Raw genomic sequence first — 16,739 nt, forward strand, 5'->3', positions numbered from 1 at the left:
CATCGCACTTTTATAAATGAGCATCACCCGGAAAAAGAAACAAAACGGACTTTTCTATACGAAAGCCGAAGAGAGAATAAATACCCTCTCGCACGCCGCAGGCATCCTGATGGGGATTATTGTCGGCACGATATTTCTCGTAAAAGGCTATCAGAGCGGAAACTTCTGGGCTGTACTCGGCATCTGGCTCTATCTCTTCGGCATGCTCGGCTCTTACGTCGCCTCCACCCTCTACCATGCGCTGAAATACCATAATCCCTGGAAGAAACGGTTGCGGAACTGGGACCATGCAGCTATTTATTGGCACATTGCAGGCAGTTACTCGCCCGTTACGTTGATAGCACTACGGGATGAAGGCGTTTGGGGATGGGGATTATTCGGTTTTATCTGGTTATGTGCCATTATCGGCACCATCGTGAGTTTCCGCAAAATGGAGGAACATAGCAATGTGGAAACAATCTGCTTCATCGTTATGGGGCTGTCCGTACTGGTTGCCTTCAAACCGCTATATGCCGTTGCCGCAGGAACTTGTTATTGGATGATCGGTGAAGGCATCTGCTACATCACCGGGGCGGTGTTCTACTCTTTCCGGCAGCGCTATATGCATTCTGTTTTTCATTTCTTCGTATTGGGAGGTTCGGCATGCCACATGATGGCGGTGTGGCTGATTCTATAGTCGCCACCAACTGCTAAAATATATTAATAATCCTCCCCCTTCCTTGCTTTTCTCCTTCGCTTCCTTTACGTTTGCAGTGTTGTACATCAGTGCAACACTTAAGAAACTATGATAAAGATAGAAAACATCAGCTATGGCTACAAGTCTAACCACCCTATTTTCAATGATATATCTTTGGAAATAGGCAACGGAATATACGGACTTCTGGGAGAGAACGGCGTAGGTAAAACCACACTGATACATCTCCTTTGCGGACTACTTTTTCCTTGGAAAGGAGAGTGCAGCATTGATGGGATGAATCCGGCAAAAAGAGAACCCGCCTTATTGAGCCGTTACTTCTTTCTGCCCGAAGAAATGCAGATGCCTTCCGAAAGCATTTCCGCTTTTGCCACACGGCATTCCGCTTTCTATCCTCACTTCAACTACAAAGAGTTTGAACAGAATCTTGAAGAACTGAAGATTGACAGGAAGCAGAAGTTATCCGCAGTTTCTTATGGTCAGCAGAAAAAGGCGATGCTGGCATATGCCTTTGCACTGCATACCCCGCTCCTGATACTCGACGAGCCTACAAACGGACTGGACATCACATCCCGACAAGCTCTGAAACGTATCATCAGCCGCAGCATAGATGATGACAGTACGCTCCTCATCTCCACTCATCAGGCACACGACTTCGAGAACCTGCTGGATCACCTCATCATCCTCGGCGAAAGCGAAATCTTGCTGAACCGTTCGTTGGACGAAATCAGCCAGCGCCTCCTCTTTGCCCGGACAGACAGTCTGCCCGAAAACAGTATTTACAGCGAACAGGAATTGCCCGGATATTTCTCCGTGCTGCCTAATGAGGAGGAGGAAGAGAATACACCGGATATCGAATTGCTGTATAAAGCAATGCTGCAAGTGCCGGAAAAGATAAAAATGATAATTTAATGAAGAATGAAGAATTTGGCTGCGCTATGCAAGCATGCCGCAAGGTAATTCTTCATTCTTAGTTCTTCATTTCGCTAAATTATCATTTATAAAATAACAACAAGAAATTATGAATGCAACCTTCAACCTAAAACGTTTCTTCCTGCTGGAACAGTACAAGAAACTGGAAACCGGCAAACACTTGCTTTGGAGTGCCGGCATTGTGCTGGGCATTTGTCTTCTCTGCATGATGTATGACATCAACAAGGGCTCAAGCTATTACATAAAACATACACAGGCTCTCTCCCTTAGTCGCTACGTACTGTGGTTCCTCTGCATTGCCCCCTGCCTGTTGGAGATGAATATCACCAAACAAACCTCCACTCTATACTTGTTGATGCCCGCTTCCGTTTTTGAGAAGTTCCTGCACTTGTGGATGAAATACATACTTATAATCCCGTTATTCTGCATCTTGCTAATAGCAGTTCTTAAAGGAATATTCAATCTATCAGGAATCAACTATCTGCAATATTTCGGGAGCCAGATAGAACCTTATATCATTCAAAAGGACCAGATGCTGACGTACAGTCTGCTACAAGGCATATTCTTTATCGGATGCATAGCCTTCAAACGCCAGAAACTGATAAGCTCCTTCATCATGTTATGCCTCTGCCTCAGTGCCCTGCTTAGTCTTGGCGCATTTACATACTTATGCAGCCCTGCTGATACCAAAGGCTACTGGCTGTCCAATATCATAGCCTATCCTATATATAATTTTCCCATGAGCAGTACGGGAGAAGCTGTCATTGCCTTTTGCAATTACGCCACCCCGGCTTTGTTCACCATCGGCACATGGATATCGAGTTACTTCCTACTCAAAGAAAAACAACTGTAAGCTATGGACTTCAAGACCAACAAACCGATATACCAACAGATTGTAGACTTCTGTTTCAGCAAGATACTCACCCGTGAGTGGACGGCGGGCGAACGGGTAGTCTCGGTCAGGGAACTTTCCACGCAGCTTGCCGTGAACTCGCGCACCGTGCTGAAGGCCTACGAATACCTGCAAGCGGAGGACATCATCTATCCCGAACGGGGCATGGGCTTCTATCTTTCAAAGGATGCCATGAAGAAAGTAATGAAGATACAGAAGAAAGAATTCTTTGAAAACCAGCTTGCCGACCTGTTCAACATTATGGACCTGCTCGGCATCAGCATAGATGAAATAACAGAACGATATAATAAACTTAAAAACAGCAGTTCATGAAGAGATACGCAAAGACAGCATTATGGATTACTTTCGGACTCCTCTTCGTACTCATCATAGTCAAAGTTTTTACTCTGATGTACGAACTGAATTCCGCCGTACAAGCCTAACTTTCGCCGCCTCAACGAAGAAAGTATAAACGATTGAAATACAATATATAAGATCTTCCCTGATGAGGAGGAGTGAAATTTGTATCCCTAATTGATTAGTAACCTACTAACAGGAACAAATATGAAAACAAAACTATTTTTACTACTGTTTGTCCTCTCCGCACTCAGTGCGCAGGCACAGAACCTTACAATCAAAGGACGTGTTACAGATACTTCGCAAGAAGCCATCATAGCCGCCAATGTATCGCTATGGACCACGGACTCTACCTTGGTGACCGGAGTGACTTCGGACGCACAAGGCAAGTTCACTCTCAATAAAATCAAGGCGGGCAATTACCGCCTGGCCATTACTTTTATCGGCTATCAAAGTGAAGTCATCCTACTGAAACTGAACAACAACCTCGACCTGGGCGATGTACAGTTGCAGGAAAATGCCGTAAGCCTGGGTGAAGTGACCGTATCCGCCAGCAACGTGCTTCAACGCGTGGACCGTCAGATTATCCTGCCCACCGAGAGCCAGCTAAAACGCTCGTTCGGTGCCTACGACCTGCTGAACAACCTTGGCATCGCCCGCCTGCAAGTGGACAATTTCACCAACAGCATGAGCGTCAGCGGTGGCGGAGCCGTACAAACCCGTATCAACGGCATCAAAGTGACGGACAAGGAAATAGCCGCCGTCAGAGCCAAAGACGTGCTACGCGTGGAGTTCATCGAAGACCCAGGCAAGCAATACGGTGACAACGAACTGGGTGCTGTAGTCAATATTATCCTGCGTCGCCGCGAAACAGGTGGTGTGGTAAACTTCCAGCTTTCCGACTCGCCCCATACCCTGTGGGGAGAGAATTTCCTGAGTGCGAAGTTCAACTACAAGAACTCCGAATGGGGCATCGACTACTTCAACAAGAATGGCAAATACCACAGCCGCCTCGAATCTCACGAAACGTTCTATCTGAGCGACCGTACCATCGACCGCATCAAGAAAGGTATCGAAGATGAATCTCCAGCACTCAGTTTCATCAACAACCTGAATCTGACTTACAATCTGACAAAAGCGGACAAGTATGTATTCAACGCCATCTTTCGCAATAACCTCAACAACACTCCCTATCAGAATGAACTGAACAAAATGTGGGCGGTAGACGATACGAAATCTATTTATTCGTACGTCAACAACCATTCATCCAGCTATTCTCCGGCACTCGACCTTTACTTCCAACATACCCTGCCCCATCAGCAGAGCATTCAGATGAATGTGACGGGAACGCTCATCCATACCAAAAACAACCGGAAATATAAGGAGTACAAAAACGAGAATACACCACTGGCAGATATTCAGACACTGGTAGACGGTGACAAACGCTCCATCATCGGTGAGGCCATTTATGAAAAGAGTTTCAAGGATATAAAACTAAGCGGCGGTGCCCGCCACTATCAGATGAGGACGGAAAATGAGTACAAAGGTTCCAACCCCACAACTTCGAAGATGGATCAGGCACAGACCTCCGCTTTCTTTGAGGTGCAGGGCAAGGTAAAGGACTTCAGTTATGCAGGCAGCGTGGGCATGACGCGCGCCTGGTTCAAAGAAAGTGACGAAGACCATACTTACTATACTTTCACGCCTACCGTACGATTGAGTTATAATTTGAAGAAAGCGGGTTTCCTGCGCTACCGGTTCAACATCAGTCCCGCTATACCGTCGCTCGGTTCGCTGACGGATGTGGAACAGGCTATTGATACCATACAGATTGTCCGTGGTAACCCGTTACTGAAAACATACCAGCAGTTCACAAATTCCTTGTCCTACAGTTATTCTAAGAAACAGTTCAATGCCAATCTGAGCCTGCGCCATCAGTATTACGACAGTCCCATCATGGAAAGTATCTTCGTCGAGGATGGGAAACTGATACTGAAAGATGAAAACCAACGCTCGTTTCAAAGTCTGAATGCGGAACTGATGATCGGCACAAACGGGGCAACGCTGTTCGGACTGAAAGATTTCCTGACTCTTTATGCTTCGGGAGGATACACCCGCAGTTGGTCGGAAGGTTTGGAATACAGCCACACATACGATGAATTTTACTACAGTGTGATGGCGCAACTGCAATACAAAGGTTTCTCTTTGCTCGGGCAATTCAGGAAGGTGCAGAACAACTTCTTCGGTGAGACCATCAAGAAGAATGAAAATCAGACGGCATTTATGGCAATGTATGCCAAGCAGAACTTTCAGGCAGGGATTGGTGTTCTGTTTCCTTTCACCAATAATTATAAGGTGGGAAAAGAACGTATCAGTGAAGTGGCTCCCTTCCGTTCGGAAACTTTTGTGAAGGAGACGGGGCAGATGTTCATACTCCGTGTAGGCTATACGTTTGAGTTCGGCCGCAAACACAAAGCCGGAAACAAGGGATTGAACAATAGCGATACGGACAGCGGCATCATTGACATGCAGAGATAAAGATCCGGATATAATTTCATTTCAGCCCTCTTTGTGAAAAGAGGAAGTCCAAAGGGCGAGGTGGCGGATTATACAAAATTGCTTCATGTATAATTCATTAATTACCTGACTGCCGCCTCCCCTGCGGACTTTTTCTATTTATAAACGGGAAGAAAAAAATTTCTTCCGCATGATCCCTTTTTCATCCTTATTCTTCATTTCCTGTTTCAAAGGATGAAACTGCCTGTTTCTCGGTGTGAAACTGAGAGTTCCAAGCCATGAAACAAATCTGGAAATATAGAGATGAATTTTATCAGGTTGATAGCTCCTGAAAAGCAGGTCCGGTATTACTTAATAATAGTCACAGTGCCTTCCGCAAGCTGCCTTTCCTTAACCGGAGCAGCTGCCGCATAACCTAAAGCAGCGCAACCGTACACACGATGATTTTCGGGAATACCCAACTCCGTCAGGAAAGCACGTACCTCAGGATCATCATAAGTCTGCCCCAATTGATTGATCCAGCAGGAACCTATTCCGAGAGATTTTGCAGCAAGGAAGATATTCTGCATAGCACAGGCACAATCCATAGCTGCCCACCACTGCATCGGTTCATTGGATACGATGACAAGCGTAGGCGCATGATAATAACAGCAATAGGTCTGGCTGTGTCCACGCTCCTGCAAACGAGGCTCTTCACTCTTGGCAAAAGCGCCTTTGATCTTCTTATTCAGTTCTTCCAGCACCGTGGCATTTTGAATGGCTGTGAAATGCCACGTCTGATAATTCATACCACTTGGAGCATAGGTTGCCGCTTCCAAAATAGCATTCAGATCTTCTTGTGAAATCTGTTGTTCCATATAAGCGCGTACACTGCGACGCGACTTGATGGCTTTTAAAACTTCATTCATACTCTTTATTTTTTTGTCAATCCAACCTTTACATTCAGTCTGAAATAATACACGCCGTTCTCTTTTTCCAGAAAGCCGTACTTGTCCTTGTCTACCGAGCCTTTCTCCAAACGGGTATTCAGGAAAAGGAAGTCGGCAAATGTCCGGCGCTCCGACTTATGATAACAAAGCACTTCTCCTTCTGCATCCACCAGCAAAATACCTTCAACGGCAGAGTCCGTACCATTATAAATCTTTGCCGGACGCATACCAAGGGCAAGTGCCAACAAGAACTGCTTCATCTTAAACTCATAGAAACCATGCTTGTTTATCAGCTCATCTTTTATCTTCAAGGGATTTATCTCTTTGACGCGTTCCGTCAGTTCACTGATACGGGCTATGCCGTCGAGATGCATCATACGCACCATTTCAGCCAGCATACGAGGAAAATGCAAATCAATCATCAGCAAATTACAACGGAATACACGGTCGGCTACATCGGAATATTTCAGTACTCCGCCCAGACGTTCAATCATCAGCATACGCTCAGTCACTTCCGTAGGAGACTCCGGCAAAGCATTCACCTTATTCACCGTAGGCGTAGCAAATTTAACGCCCGACTGTTCCAGTTTCAGATTTGCCGTACGTCCGCCATCAAGCAACGGATTCATTGAGCTGAGACGACAACGAACATTGAATCCCGTCAACGGAGCCTCGGCATGCCAGAAAGCTACTGAGAAATCCGTACGGTCTTCCGTCTTCGCTTCCAGGTCGTAGATATTGACCGCATCCAGAAATGCCTCCAGTTCTTCGGGAACTTCAATGGCGTCAGTACCGCTGGTAGTCTTCAGTAACTCAAGAATAAACTCGGCCGCTCCGCCAAAATCTTCACGGGGGATGACTTGTTCCTCCTTATCGGCTGCAACAAATGTCCCCTCCTTCTCTATCACACCACTGACAATGCGGACATTGCCCTGCTCTATATAATAACGACGCGTACCGTCATGTTCCTCCCTCTGTATCAGCGCAACAGGCCAGCACTTCGTTTCATCCTTCCGGGCTTGCGGTGTACCCAGTGAAACCTTTCCGTCTGCCAGAAGGCGAAAGAATGTGTAGAGTTCGCCCAACTCACGTTTTGTAGCTTCAAATGCCATAATAAATTGTTTTTTTCCTAATTAACGAGTGTGCAAAGATAATGCAAATCGAAGGCAGAACTTTCATGCTGGCATGAAAAAGTTATGCCGAAATGCAGCTTATTTTATTTAAAGATAAGGAAATCCCTCCAAAAGAAAGTGAATAGACAAACTATTTTCATGTAGAAACGTTCTACTTAAAACATCAAACATTTAACTCCCTATAGCATGGAAAATGAAAAGAATATAGTAGCCATCACAGCTACACCGAATGGACCTTTCATTGTAGAAGGCAATTTTAAACTGATAGACAGAGAAGGAAAAGCAGAAATACGAACAGGTAGAATTGCCTTATGCCGGTGCGGTAAGTCCTATAAACAACCCTTTTGCGATGGTACACACCGGAAAATCCACTATAATGATTTGTCTTTGAAATAAACGTACCGGATCACCAGGAAGCCGGAGACATTACACTTCCCCGAAGCGTAATGTCTCTACTTTTTCCAGACGCGCCCTCAACTTCGGCATCATCGACTTCCGGATGCGAAGTGTCATACGGCAATCCATATCATACGACTGTTCCAGAATTTCCGGTTCTTCTTCCTTTACGATACGCATTACATCATTCATAAAGGGATATTCAAACAAGAAGGTCACCGCTTCGTCCACCGTTTTCTCTATCACTTCGGCAACAGCTATCGCCTCGGCGGCAGCAGCTTTATAAGCAACAATCAGTCCGCTTGTTCCCAACTTTATGCCGCCAAAATAACGGACAACGATTATCAGTATATCCGTCAGTTCATTGGAGTTTATCTGTCCCAGGATCGGCTTTCCTGCCGTACCGGAAGGTTCTCCGTTATCATTGGCGCGGAAATCTTTACGTTCGGGCCCTAGCATATAGGCGTAGCAGACGTGGCGGGCATCATAATATTTCTTCTGATAAACTTCCAGATGCGATTTTACCTCATCGACAGTACGCACGGGCAAAGCGATAGCAATGAACTTGCTGCGCTTCTCAGTGTAAATCCCTTCGGAAGGGGCGCTTATGGTTTTGTAGGTATCTTCACTCATGCTGCAAAGATAAGTATTCTTCTTGTTATGAGAAAATAGTTTCTAATCCTCTCTCTTTTTCAGACGAAACAGGCAGATTTTAGAAGTTTTTTTCGTAAATTTGTCAAAAGTACGACGCATTCCATAGAAAAAAGTCTGATTATGAGTATGTATCAGGACCTCATACTGATAATCTTAGCATGCAAGGTCCTTCCATAAGTAACATTTATCGCTATGAACAACAAGCTGTTTACCTTTCTCGACCCTCTGCTGGGTTACATCGACAATGGTCGTTTCTTCCGCGAACCCTTCCGCTGGCTCTATGTCATCTTTGCCGTATTGAACTTGCTGTTTCCTATCTTTATACTGGCAAAGGTCATCGAGATGGACTTCTTTAAATATGCCGAAGGGAAATTAATCCTTGCTTTCATTCTGCTGTTCATTATCCTTTGCGCAGGAGCATGGGGAAGCTATCTGCTCTGGATGAACCGGAAAAACAAACTGAAAGAAGCTATCCAGGAAGAAAATGAATTCATTGCCATTCCCGTTGTATCGCACCTGACACAGACGATGGGTGAATGGCTGGGACTTTATATCGGTGTCATCGGCACACTATGTTCGGTGGTTATTACAATCTTTGCTGCCAATGAAATCAAATACATACTGCCGATACCCTCCGGCATGTTCTTCCTGATGCCTATATACGGCTTCTTGATTGTAGTGTTCGCACGCCTGCTTGCCGAGTTGTATCGCGCATTGGCCGTCATTGCCAACAACACCAAGAAACTGACAAAGATAGAAGCAAAAGCCGAAGCCAAACTGGAAGATATAGAAGATATAGAGGAAATCTAAATATATGAAGAAAGTAGTCATAGCTATTGACTCCTTTAAAGGATGTTTACCCTCGGCAGAAGCTGGAAAAGCAGCTGCCGAGGGTATTCGTTCCGTATACCCGGAATGTGAAGTTATCTGCCTGCCCATAGCCGATGGAGGCGAAGGAATGCTGGATGTGCTGATTATGGCAACCAACGGTCAGGAAATTCCGATTTCCGCCCACGATCCATTGATGAAGTGGCACAATACTTATTACGGCATTTCCGAAAATGGGAAAACAGCTTTCATAGAAATGGCGAGCATCAGCGGATTGCCTCTAGTTCCTCCGGAAAAAAGAAACCCGATGCTGACTACCACTTACGGCACGGGAGAAATCATTCGTGATGCTTTGGAGCGTGGTTGCCGCAACTTTACCATTGGCATCGGTGGCAGTGCAACCAATGATGCCGGGTTAGGAATGCTTCAGGCATTAGGCTTTCATTTTTCAGACAAGAAGGGTAAAGAAATAGGGACAGGCCGTGGAGAAGCATTAATAAAAGTAGCGCATATAGACAGCACTTGTGTCCATCCGGCTTTAAACAGTTGCCGATTTACTGTTGCCTGCGATGTACAAAATCCATTCTATGGTCCCGAAGGAGCGGCTTATGTCTTTGCGCCTCAGAAAGGAGCAGACCGGGAAATGGTGGAGGCATTGGATGCAGGACTGCAAAACTTTGCAGAAGTCATCCGTCATACGACGGGAAAAGATATTTCCAATCATCCCGGAGCCGGTGCCGCCGGAGGTATGGGCGGTAGTCTGCTGGCTTTCCTGAATGCGGAACTGAAACCCGGCATACAACTGATGCTGGAAGCTCTTGACTTCAGTAATAAAATAAAAAACGCTGACTTGATCATTACCGGAGAAGGAAAAGCTGACCGGCAAACATTGATGGGAAAAGTTCCTTCCGGCATACTTGCTGAAGCCCGGAAACAAGATATTCCGGTAATCCTGTTAGCCGGCAATATAGAAGATTCGGATGAATTACAACAGGCCGGGTTTGAAGGGGTCTTCTCTGTTAACCCTCCATTCATATCGTTAGAAGAATCTATGAGACCGGAAGTTGCACGCAAAAATATACAGCAAACAGTCGAATGTATTTGCAAGAAGAAATGATTAGAAAAAAATGTGTCTCCGTATCAGAGTTTATGTATCACTCCGCAACAACGTTTCATTACTCTTTCCGTCAGTCCGGGATGTTGTTTCGTTCCGCCTTTCTCGATGGTTGAAAAAACTTTAAAGCCGCTCCATTTCAGGATTTCTTTCAGCGCCTTTACTACTCCCCTTGTCTGATTAAAGAATATATTGAAAGGATATGGAGTAGTGCAAGTGCTTACGATAACTGCCTTTTTACCTTTATGCAGGCCGATGGGAATACCTCGTGAGGTCTCTCCCATCATTCCGTAAACGATGCGGTCGAACATCACTTTCAGTTGTCCCGGCAGGTTTCCCCAATAGCAGGGAGCACCGATTATCAGTGCTTGCGCTTCTTCTATCTGCTTCAGCACACGTTGTGCATCATCCTCAGGCAAACAACATTTCAGTTTCTCACGGCAACTCATACAGCCGATGCAGGAACGGATTTGCAGGTCAGCCACTCTAATCACAGTAACTTCGTCACCATTCGCCCGGGCTTCCGTTTCCATCAATTGCAGCATTTTCGAAATATGTCCTTGCTTACGGGGACTTCCGTTGATAATCAGTATTTTCATAATTAGTCCGTATTTACGCAATTCCCAATAGCTGGACGTCAAACACCAAAGTAGAGAAAGCCGGAATAGGACCACTGCTACGTGTACCATATCCCATTGCATAAGGAATATAAACAATCCAATGATCTCCTACATGCATTCGTTGCAGGGCTATCTGCCAGCCTTCAATGACTTCATTCAGACGAAAAGCCTCAGGGTAATTCCGTTTCCAAGAGTTATCGAACTCGTGGCCATTTATCAAAGTGCCTTTATAATGCACAGTTACAACGCTATTCAAACGGGGAGTATTGCCGCCATTCCCTTCTTCCAATACCCGATATAGAATTCCGCAAGGCAGTTCCCGGATATCATTCCCTGCACGCAAAGCCTCCAGGTACTGCTCATTTTGCAATTTATATTCTTCTTTTCGTCCCATAAGTTATAAATGATTCTTCTTTCCCACAAAAGTACAACATTTATGCTATCCACCCAAATACAGAATAAGCTCATCATGCGTTTTTGGAGATTATATGAATAAGCGGTATCTTTGCTCCATGAAAAAATTAGTTATTGTCGGATGTGGACGACTGGCCGGAATAGTTTCGGATGCAGTTGTTAATGGCTTGTTGCCGGAATATGATTTAGTTGGAGTTTACTCACGTACAGCAGAAAAAGCTGAACGTATAGTTAGTAAAATGCAGCAGCACGAGAAATCCTGCGTAGCATGTACAACCCCGGAAGATTTACTGGCACTGAAACCGGATTATCTGGTAGAAGCAGCCTCTCCTGCTGCCATGAAAGAGTTCGCGTTACCCGCCCTAAAGAACGGTACTTCCATCGTCACCTTGTCTATCGGTGCTCTGGCAGACACTGCTTTCTATCAGGAAGTGATGGAGACTGCCAAAGCGAACGGTACGCGTGTATACATCGTTTCCGGTGCTACGGGCGGTTTCGATGTTCTGCGGACAGCTTCTTTAATGGGAAATGCAAAAGCTAAATTCTTTAATGAAAAAGGTCCTGATGCCTTGAAGGGAACAGCTGTATATGATGAGGCATTGCAAACGGATCAACGTGTTGTCTTCTCAGGAAATGCTACTGAAGCCATAGCCATGTTCCCAACCAAAGTCAATGTAGCCGTTGCTGCTTCACTGGCCTCCATCGGCCCGGAGAATATGGAAATGTCCATACAATCCACTCCCGGATTCGTGGGAGACACTCAAAGAGTGGAAATAAAGAACAATCAGGTGCATGCCGTAATTGATGTGTACAGCGCCACTGCTGAAATTGCAGGGTGGTCTGTTGTGAACACCCTGCTTAACATAACATCACCGATTGTATTCTTCTGATTACATTATCGGTTATATGCTTCTATATTGGCCAGTACTTTCTCGCTCAGGCGGTCAAACGCCTGACGGGTACGGCCTGTAGATACCTGCATACAGCGGACATGCGGATGGCTTAAAAGATGTGCTCCACCCAAAGCTCCCAGTGTATCACAAAAACAAAGGTTATCACCTTTCAGCCACTTAACGAACGCGGGTTCGTCCCATGCCGGAGACAGCCCGGTATTGAACAATATCTTTTTATTTCCGAGTTGTTCGAACTCAGCCTCATGCAACAGGACTGTATTCTTATTGAGACAACAAAAAACGACTTCACTCTGAGAAAGAAGTTCTCCCAAGGGTAAGAAACGATATCCTTTGGCAGCCGCATCCTCTTTTTCACTACGGGCAAAATAAGCAATATCCGCCCCCAAAAATTTCAGTGCATCGGCAATCATACCACCGGATTTACCCAATCCTATGACACCTACTTTCAGCCCTGTGATCTCCCGGGGCATTTCTTCCCAGGATTCCTGACCAAATCCATGCAAGCAACGCACCAGTTCGCTGACTACATATTCCACCACACCTTCATCCCCATAATCCCGGATACCGGTTACAGTAATCCCCCGCTCGTTCGCATAACGAATGTCTACATTGGCACTCTCCGGTGAATACAGCGAGCAGCACATACCGATATACTTTATATCCGGGCACTTCTCAAGCACACTCCTGTTTATTTGTGAAGTATAACTCAATAGCACAGCATCGGCATCTCCGATACGGGCTACTATTTCATCATCCCCTGCCGGAACATCAGGGAACATCACTACCTTTTCTGCATACGAATGCAGTGCTTTTTCTGCTGACGGAATCAGACTTACGGGTTCTATTGCTACAAGTTTACGAAACATAGTTTTTTATTTTAGAGAGGACGAAGTTAGCAAAAAGAGTGATATAAAACAAAAGAGCTGCCATCGATCATACGTGACAACTCTTTCTTACTATCTTTACGACAATACTTTTTCTTGTTCTTATGCGGACGATCTTTTGCAATCCAACGTCCACCATTGCGTTCCATCTCTATCAAGCGGTTCGCTTCCTTGAATGCCGACAGGGCATCCCTACGTTTTTTCGTCTTCATTGTTCTACAATTTTTATACATTACAATATAGCTGAAAGGCTAATGTTTTGCAAAGATAATGCAAATTGAGCGCAGAACCTTTATGCTTGTATGAAAAAGTTATGCCGAAATGCAGCTTATCTTATCCAAAGGTAGTTAATAAAGCCGAAACTATCCTCTGCTGCCAAAACTATTCTTATCAGGATTTATCTCCGAAACCATATTGCGCACTTCCTTCTTATCGACCTTGGAATATAAACCCAATTGTCGTCCAGGCAATGTTTCTTCAGCATCTTTTTGTATCTTGCTCTTCTCTTGAAGAGTCTTTTCATCTTTTTTATCCATATCGTTATCTGGTTTAGGTTATTACTAACATAGTAACACACAGATAGTCCTTAAAGTTCTCCCTCAATACAAAAAAAGTTGCAAATGACTGACAACTCTTTTTCATCATAAGAAAATCCCTAAAATTCAGCGATCATTTTTTACTAAGCTTCAACTCTGCAATAAAGGCCGCGATAAGCCCGATACCTCCCAATGAAAGTACACAAGCTCCATAGACCAAAGATACTGTCTCACGATAAACACGCCAGTTATCCACATCCTTATCTAAATATCCGGGAATTGCCGAAGTGCAAATTACAAATCCTATCAACAATCCTAAGCCCATACCCACCAGCAGACATCCTAATTTCAATGCTGAAAAAGAAAAGTTACCATAAAGTTTCGGCATACAAGCCACATCCGGTTGATACTTATCTCCCATCTTTTCAATAAGCATCAAGCGCTCCTTTTTACATACGAACAGTTCAAACAGTTTGTAAATCCCCAAAGTAATAATTGCCAAAATCGTAGGCACCATGATAAAATCCATCATATTCGTTTCGTTTTAAATTAGTATTTTTGTTCCTTTGTACACTTTAGACGCAGTGTCTTGTGTAAGGTTACACATTTCATCAAAAAAAATATTTCTCAGAAATAATGTAACCTCCTACAAAGAGTTACGTCTAAAAGGCAGAATGGAGAATAACGAAACACATATTATCCAACGCATACTGAGAGGAGAAACTGCTCTATACGAATACTTCCTGAATCAACACGGTCAACAGGTCTTTTCCCTGATTGCCCGTATCATCTGTAACCAGGAAGATGCCGAGGAGTTGACGCAAGACGTTTTTCTGAAAGCGTTCCAACATCTCTCCTCTTTCAAAGCCGAAAGCTCATTCTCAACATGGATTTATTCCATTGCTTATAATACGGCGATTTCGGCAACCCGTAAGAAAAAATTCGATACCTTTGCCATGGACGATACGTTGCTCGCCAACATTTCCGACCAACAAGTAGATGAAACGCTTAATGATGAAAGTGAGGAAATGATTATCAGATTAAACAGAGCCATAGAAAAACTTAACTCAGACGAACGTGCCTTGATTACCTTGTTCTACTACGAAGAAAAGTCATTGAATGAAACTGCCCTGATTCTGGGCCTGACGGAAAGCAATGCAAAAGTAAAATTGCATCGCGTACGCAAAAAGATATATGTACTCATAAAACAAGAGGAAGTATGAACGAAGAACAAAAAGACAAAGGGCTGAAAAAAGCCATAAAAGAGGAAAACGGATTTCGTCTACCTTCCAATTTCGCCTACCAGACCATGAGGAAGGTGGAAGAAGCCATACGCTTACGCGAAAAGAAATCGGAACGAAGAACGCTGTTTGCTACGATAGCCGCTTCCATATTCTTAATAGGATGCTGCATTGCCGGATTAGTGATTTATTTCGGTAATACAATCAGAGAAGCCTTCATCCGCCCCGAAATACTGGAAACGGAAAAGATCCAAATTCCCTCATTCTATTTACTGATACTTATCGCAATGCCTCTGTTCCTTATCTTTGACCGCTGGATGAGGAAACGATATTTTAATAAGCATCACCCTTAAAGAAAAAGCGAGGATATCCTTTGCAGGAACATCCTCGCTTCACTTTTTTATTTCATATTTTAATCCAGCTTATGAATCACCAATCCCGAACGTAGTTTCGGTTCAAACCACGTTGTCTTAGGCGGCATGATATTGCCCGTATCTGCAATATCCATCAATTGCTTCATGCTGACAGGATAAAGTGCCAAAGCCACTTTCATTTCACCACTATCCACACGTTTCTTCAACTCACCCAGACCACGGATACCTCCAACAAAATCAATACGTTTATCCGAACGCAGATCTTTGATACCGAGAACTTCATCCAGAATCAGGTTGGAAGAAATAGTAACATCCAGTACACCAATCGGATCATTATCATTGTAAGTACCCGGTTTAGCGGTCAGACTGTACCACTTGCCATCCAGATAAAGAGAGAAATTATGCAAACCGGCAGGTTTATAGATTTCAGTGCCTTTTTCTTCTACCGTAAAATTCTTGCTGACAGCAGTCAGGAATTGTTCAGGTGTCAAGCCATTCAAGTCTTTTACAACACGGTTGTAATCAATAATAGTCAGTTGGTTGGCGGGGAAACAAACTGCCATGAAGTAGTTGTATTCTTCGTCACCGGTATGATTCGGATTCTGCTTAGCTTTTTCGGCTCCTACCAAAGCGGCGGCGGCACTACGATGGTGTCCGTCGGCAATATAAAGAGCGGGCATCTTAGCAAATTCCTTCGTAATGGCATCAATGTCTTCCTGCTTATCAATAATCCAGAAAGTATGACCAAAGCCATCACCAGGAGCAATGAAATCATATACCGGCTTTTCGGCTGTATAATGAGCGATAATAGCATCCAGAGTAGCATTGTCAGGATATGCAAAGAATACCGGTTCGATATTGGCATTATTCACACGAACATGCTTCATACGGTCTTCTTCCTTATCGCGACGGGTCAGCTCATGTTTCTTGATGACGCCGTTCATATAATCAGGTACATAGGCACCTACTACTAAACCGTATTGCGTTTTCCCATTCATGGTCTGCGCATAGACGTAGTAGTTTTCTTTATCATCCTGTACCAGCCAGCCTTTGTCCTGAAACATCTGGAAGTTTTCGGCAGCTTTCTGATAAACACATTCATCGTGTTCGTCGGTACCTACGGGAAAGTCTATTTCGGGTTTAATGATATGATACAACGATTTTTCGTTTCCTTTTGCCTCTTCACGTGCTTCTGCTGAGTTCAGCACATCATACGGGCGGGAAGCCACCTGCTCCACCAGCTCCTGCGGTGGACGGATACCTTTAAACGGTTTAATTATTGCCATAAGTCAAGGTGTGTTTTTAATGG

The 16,739-nt window shown here is 44.5% G+C and carries 21 protein-coding genes; 11 read left to right on the forward strand and 10 right to left on the reverse strand.

The window, feature by feature from the left end; genetic code table 11:
- Window positions 1-16 precede the first annotated feature (16 nt).
- From trhA to VYM24_RS20510, 5 genes are all read left to right on the forward strand, one after another.
- Complete coding sequence (gene trhA, locus VYM24_RS20490) at window positions 17-676, forward strand: PAQR family membrane homeostasis protein TrhA (RefSeq protein ID WP_291549513.1); 660 nt, start codon at window positions 17-19, stop codon at window positions 674-676.
- Between the two features lie 108 nt (window positions 677-784).
- Window positions 785-1,606 carry an ABC transporter ATP-binding protein gene (locus VYM24_RS20495; protein ID WP_330940799.1) on the forward strand — a complete coding sequence of 274 codons (822 nt, stop codon included), beginning with the start codon at window positions 785-787 and terminating at the stop codon, window positions 1,604-1,606.
- Window positions 1,607-1,715: 109 nt separating this feature from the next.
- On the forward strand, window positions 1,716-2,480 hold the full coding sequence (locus tag VYM24_RS20500) for a hypothetical protein (protein ID WP_330940800.1): 765 nt from the start codon (window positions 1,716-1,718) through the stop codon (window positions 2,478-2,480).
- Window positions 2,481-2,483: 3 nt separating this feature from the next.
- Complete coding sequence (locus VYM24_RS20505; protein WP_291549516.1) at window positions 2,484-2,852, forward strand: GntR family transcriptional regulator; 369 nt, start codon at window positions 2,484-2,486, stop codon at window positions 2,850-2,852.
- A 231-nt stretch (window positions 2,853-3,083) separates the two neighbouring features.
- On the forward strand, window positions 3,084-5,414 hold the full coding sequence (locus tag VYM24_RS20510; protein WP_330940801.1) for a TonB-dependent receptor: 2,331 nt from the start codon (window positions 3,084-3,086) through the stop codon (window positions 5,412-5,414).
- Window positions 5,415-5,740: 326 nt separating this feature from the next.
- Here VYM24_RS20510 and VYM24_RS20515 read toward each other — a convergent pair whose 3' ends face one another.
- Complete coding sequence (locus VYM24_RS20515; RefSeq protein WP_330940802.1) at window positions 5,741-6,301, reverse strand: nitroreductase family protein; 561 nt, start codon at window positions 6,299-6,301, stop codon at window positions 5,741-5,743.
- A 5-nt stretch (window positions 6,302-6,306) separates the two neighbouring features.
- On the reverse strand, window positions 6,307-7,434 hold the full coding sequence (locus VYM24_RS20520) for an HpaII family restriction endonuclease (RefSeq protein ID WP_291549519.1): 1,128 nt from the start codon (window positions 7,432-7,434) through the stop codon (window positions 6,307-6,309).
- A gap of 207 nt (window positions 7,435-7,641) precedes the next feature.
- Between VYM24_RS20520 and VYM24_RS20525 the strand changes: the two genes are divergently transcribed.
- Complete coding sequence (locus VYM24_RS20525) at window positions 7,642-7,851, forward strand: CDGSH iron-sulfur domain-containing protein (RefSeq protein WP_007213658.1); 210 nt, start codon at window positions 7,642-7,644, stop codon at window positions 7,849-7,851.
- 30 nt (window positions 7,852-7,881) lie between these two features.
- Here VYM24_RS20525 and VYM24_RS20530 read toward each other — a convergent pair whose 3' ends face one another.
- Entirely contained in the window at window positions 7,882-8,484 is a 603-nt protein-coding gene (locus VYM24_RS20530; protein ID WP_291549520.1) for an IMPACT family protein, read from the reverse strand.
- 213 nt (window positions 8,485-8,697) lie between these two features.
- Between VYM24_RS20530 and VYM24_RS20535 the strand changes: the two genes are divergently transcribed.
- Both VYM24_RS20535 and VYM24_RS20540 read left to right on the forward strand, forming a co-directional pair.
- Window positions 8,698-9,315 (forward strand): hypothetical protein, encoded by a 618-nt coding sequence (locus tag VYM24_RS20535; protein ID WP_291549521.1) that lies wholly within the window; start codon window positions 8,698-8,700, stop codon window positions 9,313-9,315.
- 4 nt (window positions 9,316-9,319) lie between these two features.
- Window positions 9,320-10,450: a glycerate kinase family protein gene (locus VYM24_RS20540; protein WP_330940803.1), complete on the forward strand. Its 1,131-nt coding sequence runs from the start codon at window positions 9,320-9,322 to the stop codon at window positions 10,448-10,450.
- 23 nt (window positions 10,451-10,473) lie between these two features.
- Here the strand turns inward: VYM24_RS20540 and VYM24_RS20545 are convergent, their stop codons facing one another.
- Window positions 10,474-11,046, reverse strand: a complete 573-nt coding sequence (locus tag VYM24_RS20545; protein ID WP_330940804.1) for a flavodoxin family protein — start codon at window positions 11,044-11,046, stop codon at window positions 10,474-10,476.
- A 13-nt stretch (window positions 11,047-11,059) separates the two neighbouring features.
- The gene (gene bamJ / locus VYM24_RS20550; RefSeq protein WP_291549525.1) at window positions 11,060-11,461 is read right to left on the reverse strand and encodes a BamJ family beta-barrel-assembly machinery protein; all 402 of its coding nucleotides are present in this window, start codon (window positions 11,459-11,461) and stop codon (window positions 11,060-11,062) included.
- Window positions 11,462-11,579: 118 nt separating this feature from the next.
- Here bamJ and VYM24_RS20555 point away from each other — a divergent pair, with 118 nt between their 5' ends.
- Window positions 11,580-12,371: an aspartate dehydrogenase domain-containing protein gene (locus VYM24_RS20555; protein ID WP_330940805.1), complete on the forward strand. Its 792-nt coding sequence runs from the start codon at window positions 11,580-11,582 to the stop codon at window positions 12,369-12,371.
- A 5-nt stretch (window positions 12,372-12,376) separates the two neighbouring features.
- Here the strand turns inward: VYM24_RS20555 and VYM24_RS20560 are convergent, their stop codons facing one another.
- From VYM24_RS20560 to VYM24_RS20575, 4 genes are all read right to left on the reverse strand, one after another.
- Window positions 12,377-13,261, reverse strand: a complete 885-nt coding sequence (locus VYM24_RS20560) for a D-isomer specific 2-hydroxyacid dehydrogenase family protein (RefSeq protein WP_330940806.1) — start codon at window positions 13,259-13,261, stop codon at window positions 12,377-12,379.
- 26 nt (window positions 13,262-13,287) lie between these two features.
- Window positions 13,288-13,491, reverse strand: a complete 204-nt coding sequence (locus VYM24_RS20565) for a hypothetical protein (protein ID WP_007213650.1) — start codon at window positions 13,489-13,491, stop codon at window positions 13,288-13,290.
- A gap of 150 nt (window positions 13,492-13,641) precedes the next feature.
- On the reverse strand, window positions 13,642-13,815 hold the full coding sequence (locus tag VYM24_RS20570) for a hypothetical protein (RefSeq protein WP_299088446.1): 174 nt from the start codon (window positions 13,813-13,815) through the stop codon (window positions 13,642-13,644).
- A gap of 133 nt (window positions 13,816-13,948) precedes the next feature.
- Window positions 13,949-14,347, reverse strand: a complete 399-nt coding sequence (locus VYM24_RS20575) for a DUF6249 domain-containing protein (RefSeq protein ID WP_291549534.1) — start codon at window positions 14,345-14,347, stop codon at window positions 13,949-13,951.
- 142 nt (window positions 14,348-14,489) lie between these two features.
- Here VYM24_RS20575 and VYM24_RS20580 point away from each other — a divergent pair, with 142 nt between their 5' ends.
- Together VYM24_RS20580 and VYM24_RS20585 are read left to right on the forward strand one after the other, a co-directional pair.
- A complete protein-coding gene (locus VYM24_RS20580; RefSeq protein ID WP_007213647.1) occupies window positions 14,490-15,038 on the forward strand; it encodes an RNA polymerase sigma factor in 549 nt (182 codons plus the stop codon).
- Entirely contained in the window at window positions 15,035-15,409 is a 375-nt protein-coding gene (locus VYM24_RS20585; protein ID WP_291549537.1) for a hypothetical protein, read from the forward strand. Before VYM24_RS20580 ends, VYM24_RS20585 begins: the two co-directional genes overlap by 4 nt.
- 59 nt (window positions 15,410-15,468) lie before the next feature.
- Here VYM24_RS20585 and VYM24_RS20590 read toward each other — a convergent pair whose 3' ends face one another.
- Window positions 15,469-16,716: a DUF1015 domain-containing protein gene (locus tag VYM24_RS20590; protein ID WP_291549540.1), complete on the reverse strand. Its 1,248-nt coding sequence runs from the start codon at window positions 16,714-16,716 to the stop codon at window positions 15,469-15,471.
- Window positions 16,717-16,739 lie beyond the last annotated feature (23 nt).

It is taken from the genome of Bacteroides sp. MSB163, from assembly GCF_036416795.1.
GTDB classification, from domain to species: Bacteria; Bacteroidota; Bacteroidia; order Bacteroidales; family Bacteroidaceae; genus Bacteroides; species Bacteroides maternus.

Bases quoted from the DNA above. Each gene is read 5' to 3' on its own strand.
- VYM24_RS20540 (WP_330940803.1), top strand. From the start codon at position 9,320: ATGAAGAAAGTAGTCATAGCTATTGACTCCTTTAAAGGATGTTTACCC.
- VYM24_RS20505 (WP_291549516.1), top strand. From the start codon at position 2,484: ATGGACTTCAAGACCAACAAACCGATATACCAACAGATTGTAGACTTC.
- VYM24_RS20590 (WP_291549540.1), bottom strand. From the start codon at position 16,716: ATGGCAATAATTAAACCGTTTAAAGGTATCCGTCCACCGCAGGAGCTG.
- VYM24_RS20520 (WP_291549519.1), bottom strand. From the start codon at position 7,434: ATGGCATTTGAAGCTACAAAACGTGAGTTGGGCGAACTCTACACATTC.
- VYM24_RS20585 (WP_291549537.1), top strand. From the start codon at position 15,035: ATGAACGAAGAACAAAAAGACAAAGGGCTGAAAAAAGCCATAAAAGAG.
- VYM24_RS20545 (WP_330940804.1), bottom strand. From the start codon at position 11,046: ATGAAAATACTGATTATCAACGGAAGTCCCCGTAAGCAAGGACATATT.
- VYM24_RS20515 (WP_330940802.1), bottom strand. From the start codon at position 6,301: ATGAATGAAGTTTTAAAAGCCATCAAGTCGCGTCGCAGTGTACGCGCT.
- VYM24_RS20530 (WP_291549520.1), bottom strand. From the start codon at position 8,484: ATGAGTGAAGATACCTACAAAACCATAAGCGCCCCTTCCGAAGGGATT.
- VYM24_RS20510 (WP_330940801.1), top strand. From the start codon at position 3,084: ATGAAAACAAAACTATTTTTACTACTGTTTGTCCTCTCCGCACTCAGT.
- VYM24_RS20580 (WP_007213647.1), top strand. From the start codon at position 14,490: ATGGAGAATAACGAAACACATATTATCCAACGCATACTGAGAGGAGAA.
- VYM24_RS20495 (WP_330940799.1), top strand. From the start codon at position 785: ATGATAAAGATAGAAAACATCAGCTATGGCTACAAGTCTAACCACCCT.
- bamJ (WP_291549525.1), bottom strand. From the start codon at position 11,461: ATGGGACGAAAAGAAGAATATAAATTGCAAAATGAGCAGTACCTGGAG.
- VYM24_RS20525 (WP_007213658.1), top strand. From the start codon at position 7,642: ATGGAAAATGAAAAGAATATAGTAGCCATCACAGCTACACCGAATGGA.
- VYM24_RS20575 (WP_291549534.1), bottom strand. From the start codon at position 14,347: ATGATGGATTTTATCATGGTGCCTACGATTTTGGCAATTATTACTTTG.
- VYM24_RS20555 (WP_330940805.1), top strand. From the start codon at position 11,580: ATGAAAAAATTAGTTATTGTCGGATGTGGACGACTGGCCGGAATAGTT.
- trhA (WP_291549513.1), top strand. From the start codon at position 17: ATGAGCATCACCCGGAAAAAGAAACAAAACGGACTTTTCTATACGAAA.
- VYM24_RS20535 (WP_291549521.1), top strand. From the start codon at position 8,698: ATGAACAACAAGCTGTTTACCTTTCTCGACCCTCTGCTGGGTTACATC.
- VYM24_RS20560 (WP_330940806.1), bottom strand. From the start codon at position 13,261: ATGTTTCGTAAACTTGTAGCAATAGAACCCGTAAGTCTGATTCCGTCA.
- VYM24_RS20570 (WP_299088446.1), bottom strand. From the start codon at position 13,815: ATGGATAAAAAAGATGAAAAGACTCTTCAAGAGAAGAGCAAGATACAA.
- VYM24_RS20500 (WP_330940800.1), top strand. From the start codon at position 1,716: ATGAATGCAACCTTCAACCTAAAACGTTTCTTCCTGCTGGAACAGTAC.
- VYM24_RS20565 (WP_007213650.1), bottom strand. From the start codon at position 13,491: ATGAAGACGAAAAAACGTAGGGATGCCCTGTCGGCATTCAAGGAAGCG.